This window comes from Bacillus sp. AFS077874 (assembly GCF_002566505.1).
Taxonomy (GTDB): Bacteria; Bacillota; Bacilli; order Bacillales; family Bacillaceae_G; genus Gottfriedia.
Genome location: NZ_NUYF01000008.1, coordinates 191,515 through 204,582, shown reverse-complemented (window position 1 = coordinate 204,582; position 13,068 = coordinate 191,515). Strand labels below are relative to the sequence as shown.

General features: G+C 31.3%; 9 protein-coding genes. 1 reads left to right on the top strand and 8 read right to left on the bottom strand.

Annotation, left to right across the window (positions count from 1 at the left end; genetic code table 11):
* Positions 1–69 precede the first annotated feature (69 nt).
* Complete coding sequence (locus tag COJ46_RS09890) at positions 70–927, bottom strand: GIY-YIG nuclease family protein (protein WP_097974052.1); 858 nt, start codon at positions 925–927, stop codon at positions 70–72.
* Positions 928–1,007: 80 nt separating this feature from the next.
* On the bottom strand, positions 1,008–1,340 hold the full coding sequence (locus COJ46_RS09885) for a pyrophosphohydrolase domain-containing protein (RefSeq protein WP_353615935.1): 333 nt from the start codon (positions 1,338–1,340) through the stop codon (positions 1,008–1,010).
* Positions 1,341–1,516: 176 nt separating this feature from the next.
* Here COJ46_RS09885 and COJ46_RS09880 point away from each other — a divergent pair, with 176 nt between their 5' ends.
* Entirely contained in the window at positions 1,517–2,491 is a 975-nt protein-coding gene (locus tag COJ46_RS09880; RefSeq protein WP_097978009.1) for an HNH endonuclease domain-containing protein, read from the top strand.
* Between the two features lie 207 nt (positions 2,492–2,698).
* On the opposite strand, the gene COJ46_RS09875 is transcribed toward COJ46_RS09880, so the two are convergent.
* From COJ46_RS09875 to COJ46_RS09850, 6 genes are all read right to left on the bottom strand, one after another.
* Positions 2,699–3,088 carry a (deoxy)nucleoside triphosphate pyrophosphohydrolase gene (locus COJ46_RS09875; RefSeq protein ID WP_097978010.1) on the bottom strand — a complete coding sequence of 130 codons (390 nt, stop codon included), beginning with the start codon at positions 3,086–3,088 and terminating at the stop codon, positions 2,699–2,701.
* Between the two features lie 106 nt (positions 3,089–3,194).
* Positions 3,195–6,104, bottom strand: a complete 2,910-nt coding sequence (locus COJ46_RS09870) for a DEAD/DEAH box helicase (RefSeq protein ID WP_097978011.1) — start codon at positions 6,102–6,104, stop codon at positions 3,195–3,197.
* Positions 6,105–6,425: 321 nt separating this feature from the next.
* On the bottom strand, positions 6,426–7,346 hold the full coding sequence (locus tag COJ46_RS09865; RefSeq protein ID WP_097978012.1) for an HNH endonuclease: 921 nt from the start codon (positions 7,344–7,346) through the stop codon (positions 6,426–6,428).
* Between the two features lie 228 nt (positions 7,347–7,574).
* Entirely contained in the window at positions 7,575–10,175 is a 2,601-nt protein-coding gene (gene mngB / locus COJ46_RS09860) for a mannosylglycerate hydrolase (RefSeq protein WP_097978013.1), read from the bottom strand.
* Positions 10,176–10,190: 15 nt separating this feature from the next.
* On the bottom strand, positions 10,191–12,128 hold the full coding sequence (gene mngA / locus COJ46_RS09855; RefSeq protein WP_097978014.1) for a PTS 2-O-a-mannosyl-D-glycerate transporter subunit IIABC: 1,938 nt from the start codon (positions 12,126–12,128) through the stop codon (positions 10,191–10,193).
* Positions 12,129–12,260: 132 nt separating this feature from the next.
* Entirely contained in the window at positions 12,261–13,004 is a 744-nt protein-coding gene (locus tag COJ46_RS09850; RefSeq protein WP_176522617.1) for a MurR/RpiR family transcriptional regulator, read from the bottom strand.
* Between the last annotated feature and the right edge of the window lie 64 nt (positions 13,005–13,068).

The window sequence follows — 13,068 nt, the reverse complement described above, 5'->3', positions numbered from 1 at the left end:
CCAGATTTGTATAGGAAGTATTTACTAAATTAATAAATCTACTCAAAATTTGAGTAGGTTTTTGAAATCCTAATTCAAATTATATCCGTGCTTACGACTGCCGAGTTTCTGTTTATAAAGTTCTTCTCTAGCCAAAACTTCTTTTCTCGGTAGTGTACGAGGTAGTGTTTCAAGCAAAGTGTAATGTAAAAACTTTACTTTCATAGGATCATTTTCTATTAATTTTTGTAACTCTATGTTACCACCATCTGGACTTTTGGCATATTCCTTAAAACGTCCAAGAACTCCTTCATTTCCTGAAGCAGAACCAATATATTGTTTTCCATTTGAAGTATCTACTATTACATAAATTCCCGATATTGCAGCGAGCATATTATGCCATTCTTTATGAGCATCTGGGTTATTAATAATCTTTTTCAGTTCTTCATAAGTCAGGATAAAGTTTGAATAACCTGGAAAGTGTGAAACATATCCCTTTGGAAGTATTTGAACAACTTCTTTATTCCTTGTATCAAGCCATTGAATCCAATTTATCGCCCCGCCACTCCAATTTATTATAAGTCGATCTTTTAAATCCTCAAAACCAGACAACTCTTCTAGCTCATAAAAATAATTTCGGTTAGGTTTATATATGTCATAATAATAAAAATCAATTGGTAAAGGTACCTCAGACGCTCTTTTTATTGATTTCACCTTATATATACCGATAAATACAGCTTGGCTATTATTTATTCCAAGAAAGGAAATAAGATAATCACAACCGTGAAAATCTTTATCCTCCTGGTAACTTTGATAAATATCAAATTGATTAATACGATAAAGTAGAGGTAAATCATATCCTCTCTTTTCATCTTTATGTCGAGCTATTTTAATTTTCGAATTATTAGTGTCTAAACCATAAAATTCTAATAAACTCTTTAAGTCCATTTTGTACCCCCACTATATTTTCAATTACTCGTAACTTTCCATTTTCCATTGGGGATTTCTTTGAATAGATAAAAAAATGATTAATTACTTTTCACAACATGCTTCAATAGAATTCTATCTTTAAACCCACCACGATCTTCCTTCTTTTGAAGTCGAACTTTTTCAATTTCCTCAATAGAAATACCTTTCATTTCAGCTAGAGCATAAAGCACTTCCAAAATATCTGCAATTTCTCCAACAGTTTCTTCAGGTGTCGCATTATAAAACTCTTCAAGTTCCTCATTTAACTTTTCGTTTAGTTTTTCTAAGTATTCTTTTTCTCCTAGTACTTCTGTCTCATATGTACTTCCCGATTTAGTTATTACGGCCGGAATTTTATCTCTCACTAATTTGTTATAATATTTTATAGTCATAAAGAACTCTCCTTTTCCACATAATTAGTATAATATATATCTCTATAAAATAATTTCATTATTTTTAATATTTAAAAGAATATTTTATTTAAATAGGAGTTGTTTTCGATTTTTATGTGAACTATGTTTTTTCCAATATTGAATGTTTGTAACAACATTATCTTAGTGGTGATAAAATGAATGATTATGTAAATCAATGGCATAACTTAATACTTAATTGCAGTTTTGATAATACCTATAAAATGGTTTGGGGAAAAGCATTAGTTGAATTATCATTAAATGTTAGTGATGATTATGACAAGGATATGGTTGTATTTGAATTTAAAGATATTGCAGAGCTTTGCTTAAAATATTATTGGAATCAGATTATATACTTTGACTTAATACAGAGTGCAAACTTAAAGAAACCTCCTGAAATAGTTAGTATTACTAAACTATTAATTAAAGAGTATTTTATTAAAAGAGGCTCAGTTCAACCAATAAGATTTGAAAAAATAAACTTTGATTCCATTGGATTAAATAATAATTATTTTGTATCAATTAAAAGAATAATAAAAATTCTAAAACAAGATGTTTGTTGGCGATTTATGAATCTTAATAGTAATACTTACGAAATTTATGAATTAGACCAAGATGAAGGAAAAGTATATTTTACCAAACAAGATGCTTTATCACTTAAAATCCATAGTGATTTTTTATTTACTGTTATTAATTACAGATGGACACAAATATTAGAGGGATTTAATTATAGCCCCCGTATCTCTCGAAAAGTAAGAGCTATTGATGAAGATAAAATCAGAAGATCATCGTTAAAAAAGTTTCATAAACATATTGATTTATTATTTGAAGATGGAAATCGTAAATGTTTTTACTGTGGTGAAAAAATCCTAGAAAATGAATTATCAGTTGATCATGTTATTCCCTGGTCTTATATGTTTTCTGATGACTTATGGAATTTAGTTTACTGCCATAAAGGTGAAAACTCGGAGAAGTCTAATCGTATGCCATTAGAACAAGATATTACAAGGTTAGAGGAGCGAAATAAAGCTTTACTACAAGTTCTTGATAACAAATCCAAAGAATTTGATCAACTACAAATTGCTATTGAAAAGGATTACTTAAAACAGTTTTGGATTTCATTTAAAGGATAGTATGTTTGGAAATAATTTACTAACTTTATTTATATTTTTTAAATTGAACACTCTTAATGATAAAATACTTGAAATGAAAAGCTAAGATAAAAGGTTATCTCAAAAAACTCTATTATTTTAAAATCTACAAAGATTGTAAAACTACTTTAAGTATTTTACATAAGATAAAAAAATGGCGTTCCCTATTTTAGTAGAGAACGCCATTTTTTAATTCATTAACTTCTCAACAGTAGGAATATCAGCCGGAGCCCATTCAAGCTCTTCTAAATCCGAAACATCTCTCCACTCCAATTTAGCATGCTCACTTGCAACTGGAGTTCCTGTAGAAATCTCCGCTGCATATGTTAACAGGTTTACAATAATTGCATCATATTCATATACAACATCTTCAACCAAATCTGAAACTACAATTTCACAACCTAATTCTTCCTTAATTTCTCGAACTAAAGTCTCTTCAGGTTTTTCACCTTTTTCAATTTTACCACCAGGAAATTCCCATAGGTTCGGTAAACTCATTTCAGGTGATCTTAGCGCACACAAAATTTGATTTTCATTGTTTCGAATTACCGCACCAACTACTTTAATTTGTTTTTTCATTTATACATCCCTTTATTCATATTATTTAACTCTATTATATTGTAAAGATTATTCAATTTAAATAAAGGAAGTAATTTTTTCAAATATTAGCCGAAAATAAGAGCAATTACTCTTCCTCATTTTCACCACTAATAATGTAATAGTACAACTTACTATCAATACTGTTTTCCATGATCATATTCATCTGGACAACCGGAAGTTCTTTATCATCTTTACCCAACATTACCGATTGTTTAACCGTGTTTTTGTCAGGAAGTGCTTTTCCAAGGTAGTAGAAATCTCCACCTTCATCATTATCCTTTTTCACAAAGATATGAATATCAATATTATTTTCTTTAGCATTTATTATTTTTTTGACTTCTTCTGATTCCAATGAACGATTACTTCTAGTAAACCAATTTAAGACTTCTTGATTTATAAATTCATCACCATATGCCACACTTGACTCTACTTCTTCATGTTTATGATAGGTTACAAATATTGGACAAGTATTATATTTTATTTTGTAACCATACATTGTTGAGCTTTCGTCATTTGCCCAATTTAACAATCTGCATGCGTCTTTTCTTGTGTATTTTTCATACAGAGTAAGTGGTACATCAGATTGATACTTGGTATTCTTTTCTTTTGATGTTTTTATAACATCCCAAACCATTTTCTTAAAGTGATCATTAATTTGTAAGCTTTCAATAATTGAACCATTTAATCTAAAGTTATTATTTTCATCTAAGATTACAATTGGAATTTCACCATATTTACTTGTAAAAGATATTGTAAAAAATGACAGATCAAAAATTCTTTTAACAGAATTTATCGTTGAATCATCAATTGAACAATTAGCTTCTTTCAAATGATCGATATAATCGTTTATCTCTACTACTCCATCTTTTAGAAGTAATTCCAAAAGAATTATCTCATGCTTACGTTTACCATTTAATATTTCTAAAGAAAGGAATGTTAAAACCTTATCTTCATAATCATTTAAAGAAGAAACATCTTCTTTAAGTTTCAATAAAAACTGTTGATAGTTCGGATATTTATTTACGATTACGTTAGGATCAATTGAATTATTAGTAATAAAATCATATAGATATGGAGTTCTTCCAATCCTATTTTTAAGTTCAACAAATGCCTCTCTAAGTTTTTTCAACTCTGTTAAATTACTATTATTAATTGAACTAAATATTAACTTCTTAGCTATCTCTTCAAAATTAATAGAAGAAACTCCTTTAATATAACTTGTATCCTTCATATTTCTTCGAATGCTATCTTTGTTTAACGATTTGTCTCCTGAAAGTGCGATCGGAATTAAATAATTATTTCTGTAGTTACCTATAAAATCTATTATCGTAACAAAATCTTTTGAACCATGTTTTCGTAAACCTCGACCAAGCTGCTGAATAAATATTATGCTGGATTGTGTTTGTCGGAGCATTACTACTTGATTAACACATGGAATATCGATACCTTCATTAAAAATATCAACTGTAATGATATAATCCAAGTTTCCATTCTCTAATAGTTCTACTTTTCTAGCTCTTTCTTCTTGTGAATGATCCCCTGTTAAAGCATAAGTATTATATCCTTTTTGGTTCAATGCAATTGATAGCTTTTCAGCCTCTTCTTTTCTACTACAGAAAATTAGACCTTTTACTTTATCACCTGAATAACCATAGTACTCGATTTTATCAATTAAATGGTTAACACGTTCATCAGTTACTAACTTTGATAATATTGTAGCATCATCAATTGTTTCTCCACCGAACTCAAGATCAGTCACTCCAAAGTAATGGAAAGGACAAAGCATGTCTTCCTCAAGTGCTTCTTGTAATCGAATTTCATATGCAATATTGTAATCAAATAGTTCGTAGATATTGAAATCATCAGTTCGCTCTGGAGTTGCAGTCATTCCCAATAAAAACTTAGGATTAAAATAATTTATTACTTTTTGATAAGATTGAGCTCCTGCTTTATGAACCTCATCGATTAATATATAATCAAACTCTTCAGGATCAAATTGTTGTAATGTATCATCTTTAGAAATCGATTGAATAGTAGCAAATAAATACTTAGCATCTTTTTGTTTGTTTGTACCTGATAAAATACCAAAATCCTCTTCAATTCCACCAAGTACTTTTATATAATCTGACTTAGCCTTCTGTAAAATTTGTTCACGATGAACAATAAACAACATTCGTTTCGGCATATAACTTCTGACATCAAATGCTGAAAGATAAGTTTTCCCCGTCCCTGTTGCTGAAATGATTATTCCTTTATCTTTTCCAGCCTCGCGAACTGCTTGAATCTCTGCTAATGCCGTTTGTTGCATTTTATTTGGCACGATTTTTAACGCTTCTTCTATTGGATTAGTTTGATATGATACTGGGAAATCTGATATTCGATCGAAAACTCTATTTTCTACTAATTGATTATAAGCACTTTCATAACTGTCAATCCACTCATGGTTTAATGGCTGAGATTTTCCCCATACATCTTCAAATTGCTCTTTAAAATGACGAACAATTTCACCATCTTCATGTGAAGTAAGCTTTATATTCCATTCATAATTTACTTTTAAGGCATTTGCAGTAATGTTTGAACTCCCAACAATTAATGAATAGTGAGTATCATTATTAAAGATATACCCTTTTGAATGAAACCCCTCTAAATTTGTTAATCGAACTTCAACATTTTTAATCTTCATTAACTCTCTAAAAATTTTAGGCTGATTAAAACTTAAATAAGTCGAAGTTAAAATGCGACCGCTTACACCTTTACGCTGTAGGTCAAGTAAGTGCGACTTAAGCATGGCAAGTCCACTTTCAGTAATAAATGCTACTGAAAAATAAAATGTCTTACAATTATCTAGTTCTTCTAATATAGTAGATAATACATTTTCGTTATTTTTAGTATTATTGACTAGTAATTTTGGAGTAAAACTTCCGTTATAATTATGTTTTTGATCAATAAACCCCTTGTGTAAAGATTCTTCTAGTTTTTGAATAAAATTCACCATACGATCCCCAATCACTACAGTTTTTATTTATTTCTAATTTGGATTTTAACTTAAAAGAATACCTAATACTATGATTATTGTCATTTCGATTTACATTTTCTGTATTTAGAATACAAAAGAACCTACTCAAAAAATTGAGCAGGTTCTTTTTGGTATACAGTTATTAAGACTGAAAACTAATCTGCTGAAAATCTAAAAAGCTTCTTCTAAAATATATCATTAAGAAAAACTGGCTATACTTTTCTCTATGAACTATTATCCTTTGTTTAAATTTTCCATGTAAATATAAACTTAGAACATGAGCACATTAATAAGCACTTATTAATATTTATAAATAAATTTCTTATGCCAAATGAAATATTCTTTATTTTTGGAATGCATTTGTATATTAATCCTCTTGTCTAGCCCGTAAGTCATATAGTTTTCTTCACAAATTATTGAAGAAATGTGTAAATTCCCTTTGCCATCGAATGCAATCAATCCTTTATCATAAAGTGCATCATGATTACAACAGAGCAACACGCCGTTGTATTGATCTAAACGTTCACTATTATTGCAATCTTTCCATGGTTTCGAATGGCTAGCTCTAAGTAATTCCGTTAAATTTATATCACACAATGCGCATTTATTTTTCCAGAGTTCTAATAGATCTTTTCTAAACTTATGTTGCCCTAATCTAATTTTAGCTTTCGCTTCTAATTCCGTCTCTGATATAACATGTATTAACGTAATGTTTTCAGTTCTTCTTACTGCATCTATGGATAATTCTAATTGCTCTTCATTTATTTGATAAATATTCAGTTCATTAATTAGTTCTAGCAACTTTATTGCTAGTTCCTCGTTACAAGGATATAAGTAGCCTTGGTTTCCACTTCCATCTTGCTGAAATGCCGAATACTTTATAGGTAAAAGAGGCGAAATATCATTAAAATTTTCTCGCACATTTAAAGGTAAATCTAATTCAAAATATTTTACATTTACTAAATACCCCTCGTCATTCCATTGACTATGACCTTGCATTATAGTGGGTTTACTAGCTTTTATACACTCATCTATGGCAGTACTTATAGCAACGATATTACCTTTTACGTAATGAAATATCCTATCACCTTTTTTGATTTCTTTCATTCGTTGCCATGAATGTGGTACATTACTTCCTTTATCCTGCTGTGGAGACCAAATAATCCCTAGTTCTTTTTCTTCATGATAAGTGCGTCCTTGCATAACAATAAAATTATTCAAAGCGCTTCCTCCTAAGCAACTTTCCACTTTAATATTTTTTATGTTATATAAGTAAGATGCAATCTATACATGAAATTAAATATTCTATAGCCAGCAATAGCTAATAAATATTAGATAAAATTATTAATGTCACCTAAGTTTCCACAATACCCATCAGAAAAAGGCTATTTTCCGTTAATAATAAAACGAAAAATAGCCTTTTTTGATTTAAAAACATATATTTTTGTCTTAAAACAAAATCGATTTAACCTGATTTGTTCTCACATTTATTCCAACTTGCTGATCGTTTACAAATACTTCTTCTTTTACTTTTTCATTTAAATTAACATTGTATACCTGATCAATTTCATCATAAAATTGCCAAAAAGCATACTCTTCATTTTCTGATGCATTATAAAAACGTAAAACAAATCCATCTCCTCTCTCAACCTTCTTCAATGTACTCAAAATCACACTCGAAGACCTCTCCCTAAAAAAGCTAAACTCCAACGGCGTCTTCACACCAAACTCATTCAACTTCATAGCATCATAAGGAATCTTATTATATGAAACAATAGGAGTTAAATACTCCTTGGTAATCCGAGCAACATTCTCTTCCTTATTATATGTAGCAATCGCAAACTCCAAAGACAACTTCCCAATCATCTGAGAATCCGGAGTAGGCAACTTAATCCCAGACGGTCTCCCTGGTCTACGAACCATCTCCTCTTTCCCAAGAAAACCAACACTCCTAAACAGAGTAATCGCGATCGTATCAAATTTTCCACCAACAATTTCATACTCTCTCGTACTATTCGTTAATACACTAATTCCATAATCATCATTTGATAAACCAACGTAACTCAACATAGGATAAATCGAATCTGGACGTTCATCCCAATTTTCTTCCTCCCAGACTTGAATTGCCGGATCTACAACATCTCGTTTTATTGAACCAAATTGATTATCTGAAACTGAGAAAGCTGAAGCAATACCCGTTGGAATTAATACTCTTAGTCGATGATCCTTTGCTTGATTATTCAATTCAAATTTTATATCAAGTCTTGGTTTATGATTTGGAACATTCACTACAATATGAACGTCGACAGCGCCATCCATTATTTGTTCTTTTCGTTTTTCTAAATTCGAGGGAACAGACAATGTAAATTTAATATCAATCGTTGCCCCAAACCTGTTTTGTTGAACCTTAGTTTCAGCATGTAGAGTATCACTATAAATTAACTCTTCATTTAAAAGTGGAGAATAATCATATTCATCTCCATCATCGCCACCATTTTCTAAAAGCAGCACATTAGTAAAGCTTTGTTCATGTTGCTTATCAAAAACATTCAAAGTTCCATTTGAATTAACGGTAATCTCATAATAATCTGTTTCTATTTTATTAGTTGAGTATGTTACTATCTTTAAGACTTCATCACTTTCCTCTACAAAATATGTCTTATAACCCATCGCTGGAATAGTATCTTTTAACTGGATTGTATATTCAATAAAAGGATCGTAATTTCCATAATGAACAATTTGACGATCAATTAAGCCTGGGTCAGTAATCTTGCTTGCGATAATTTCAAAATCTATTTCATTCGACTCATGATCAAAGAGCTTAAATGATTTTAACTTTGTCATAACACTTGCTGTCACAACTTCAGTCCGCTCATAAGGTAGTAAGTTAAAAAGTGTGATTCGATCATATTGGTTAGTTGTATCCATCGAATCAACAATTTTACGTTTATAAAAATTGATTAGTTGATCAACTTTTTCCTCTGCTAAATAAAAACGGTTTAGAATTTCTCTGTGCACTTTATCAGAACAGCAACAACCAATACTATCATGTGCATGGTTCTTCATAATCTCTTTCCAAATTAATTCAATTAAACCATGATGATACTCAAAACCTAAACGATAGGCTATTGATGCAAGTGGTTCTAAAATATTAGTAATTTTATTCTCAATTCTAGTATTCGCTGCTTTTATATCCATTCTAGTTGAGTAAATACTTCGATGAACACGCATGTACTTACCATCTAAAAATTCACCTTTCAATGTAGCTAGATCTTTTTGTGTTTCTAGATTTTCAAATACATTTTCATATTTACTTAAGAAAAATTCACGCTCTGGGTATAGTTTTAGTAGCTTTTCAATGATGATAAAAATATTCTTTTGAATAGGCATTTGATCATGACCATTCGGTAAGATAATATGATCAGTTGTTGCACCACGATCAAGTACCGTAAAATACTTATCAATTCTATTTTGCAGTGCTTCCTCATCCTCTGGTAAATACTTGCCAATCGCATAACCAAGCGGAAACAATTGAACTAACACTTTTGAACCATCATCTGTCTCCCAATAAAATTCAGTTTTGTCTGTACCATGACGTTCAGATGTCCCTCTCCAGAAGATTGAATACTTAATATCAAATCCGTTTAAAATCATCGGCATTTGAGCTGATTGTCCAAACGAATCTGGAAGATAACCAATTTTCATCGGTACTCCAAACTCTTCACAATCCATCATTCCATACAATAAGTTACGAACGATTGACTCACCACCGACGATCATTTCATCCGTTTGCGTATACCATGGTCCAATAATTAATCTACCTTCTTGAACTAGCTTTTTTACTCGCTCTTTATTTTCTGGTTTAACCGCAAAGTAATCCTCCAAGATTGCTGTTTGTCCATCTAATACATAGTAAGGATAATCAGGGTTTGTTTCTAACATTTCCATAATTTCTTCCATATTATTAACTAGTAGAATTCTAGATTCTTCAGTAGTAAAATACCATTCTCTATCCCAATGCATATGTGGGACGATATGAATCTTTTTCATTTTATGCCTCCACTCTTATGCTACATTTTGTTGTGATGATTTTATTTGTATATCTTTAACGATTTTTTGTTTTCTTGTCATGATTAGTAAAATTGTTGATATAACTGCACCAACTAAGGCTGCTCCAAACCAAATACTTGCTGCTACTATGGCTGGTTTTCCTTGAAGTAAAGCTAATGAGAAAATCCCAGCACCTGGAACATTTAAACCAATATTAAAGTAAGCAACAATCGCTCCTGTTACTGCAGAACCAGCAATTAATGAAGGAATCACTCGGAGTGGATCGTTAATCATAAATGGAATCGCCCCTTCTGTTATTCCAGCTAATCCAAGTAACCAAGTTTGTTTCCCAATTTCTTTTTCTTGTTCGGAAAATAGATGTTTACCAATTATCGTTGCTCCTGTGACGGAGAATGCAGAAACCATTTTGACAGATGCAAATGCTGCGTAAGGTACGATATTTCCGCTTGCCATTGCACCAATACAGAATGTGTAAGCAGCTTTGTTTACTGGACCACCAAGGTCAAATGAAACCATTGCTCCTAAAATCGCTCCGAGTATAATCGCATTTGCTCCACTCATTCCATTTAGCCAATCAATTAGCCCTTGATTTAAGAGAGCTAATGGCTTACCAATTACAAATAGCATGATTGAACCAACAACAAGTGTTCCAATTACAGGGTAGAACCAGAAACTAACAAATCCTGCGAAAGTCCCTTTAGGTTTGACCTTGACTTTTATGTACTTTAAGAAATAACCTGCAAGTAACCCTCCAAGCATACCTCCTAAAAATCCACTGCCGATTAAATTAGCCGCGACCCCTGCTGCAAAACCTGGCCCTAATGCTGGTTTGTCAGCAATCGAGTAAGCCATATACGCTGATAAAATCGGTATCATGATCTGTCCTAATAAAGAACCACCTAGTTGACGTAATAGCCATAACCATGATCCTTCTGCCGCATAGACATCTTGAAGACCAAATGCTTGAGCAATAAAGACTGCTGCTGCTAATGTCATACCACCCGCTACAATGACAGGGATAATATGAGAGATTCCTGTTAAAAGAGAATCCTTAATTTCTGTTTTAATAGATTTGTTTTCTACTTCATGATGTTGCTCTTCCCTATCGTCCATATCTGATTTAGGTACATTTCCCACTTTTTGGAGAGCTTGTTCTAAAATTCCTTTTGCGTTTCGAATTGGTGCGGCTACAGATGTTTTAACTTTCGGAAGATGCTTGAATCGCTCTTCATCTTTTACCGCAACATCCACCGCAAATACAATCGCATCAGCCTTTCTAATCAAATCAAACGAATGGCGATCTTCAATTCCATTGGCTCCTTGTTTTTCAACGAATACATTAATACCTAATTCATTTCCCGCTTTCACAAGTGCTTCCGCTGCCATATATGTATGTGCAATGCCAGCTGGACAAGCTGTAATAGCTAATACTGTTTTATCACCATTTGGAGAGACTTTCAGATTAGTAGGCTGTAAAGGTGCATCAAGAAGATTAAATAGTTCTTTATTTGTACTTGCATGAAGTAAATTATTTTTATATTCTTCATCTGATAATCTTGTAACCAATTCGGCTAATAAGGTTAGATGTGTTGTGCCTTCCTCTTCTTTTGGAATCGCTAACAAAATAACTAATTCAACTTGATTACTTGGATCAATACTTTCCCAATTATTAATTGGTTTCTCAAGTGTAACAACCGCAAACGAAGACTCTTTAACAGATGAAGATTTGCCATGTGGAATTGCGAGGCCACCTTCAAATCCAGTCGGAGATAAATCTTCTCTTTCCATTACCGCATTGTAAAAATCTTCTTCAGAATGGATTTTCCCTTCTGTTGCTAACTTTTTAACTAAATTTTTTATGATTTCTTCTTTCGATGTAAATGACATTTTTGTACTGATTAAAGCTTCTGAAGTTAACTTTTTTAATTGCATTCTTGTAACCCCTTTCATTAGTTAATGGACTACTTTGGATTCATCATAGCAAAAAAAAAATAAGAAGCCGGAAACTTCTTATTTTTACACAGTTTTTAGTAAATTTTTATTTTTAGTGTGTATTTATACACATCATTTTAATGTTTTCCAGTAATACTCTGATAAGGATCTAATAACGAACAATAAAGGTGTTTTATCCGTTACATTGTATTCATGCATTTTTTTATTAGGAGAATAACAATACAAGTTAACATCTGCTATTTGTTGTAAAGGATTTTTACTAAAATGAGTAAGCGATATTAACTTTATTCCCTTAAATTTTGCTAATTCCGCAACATCTAATATTTGAGCTGTTTCTCCAGATAATGAAATTAAAAAAAGTAAATTATTCTCTTTAGAATCAAATTTAGAAAGTTCATATAAGACATCATGACGATGGAAATAATACTCAGCCTGTTTTCCGACTACTTTCAAATTTTTTATCATCATCTCACAAAATGGCGCAGTATCCCCTACACCAAAGAAAAGTACCCTACGTGCTTCTTGAATTAATTTTGTCGTAAGAGAAAGCGTATTTTGATCAATTAATCCAATTGTTTTATTTATGTTGTATGTAAGACTATCTTCCTCTGTAAAATTATCTTGCTGAATTATTTCCTCTTTTAAACTATTCTTCATCTGAGCATATCCATCAAAACCTAATTTTTTGGATAATCTCGTAATCGTATTCGGAACCGTAAATACCCTTGCAGCTAAATACTGTATTGAAAAGCCTACAACATCCTCCTTGTTATTAAGGATGAACTCGACGATTTGATCATCCGTATCGTTTAGCTTATATTCATATTTTTGAATCCTTTCCTGGAATTGTAACATTATCATACACCTACTTTTATGTACTGGAATTATTTATGCAAAAAAGAGAACAACTCTAACATTG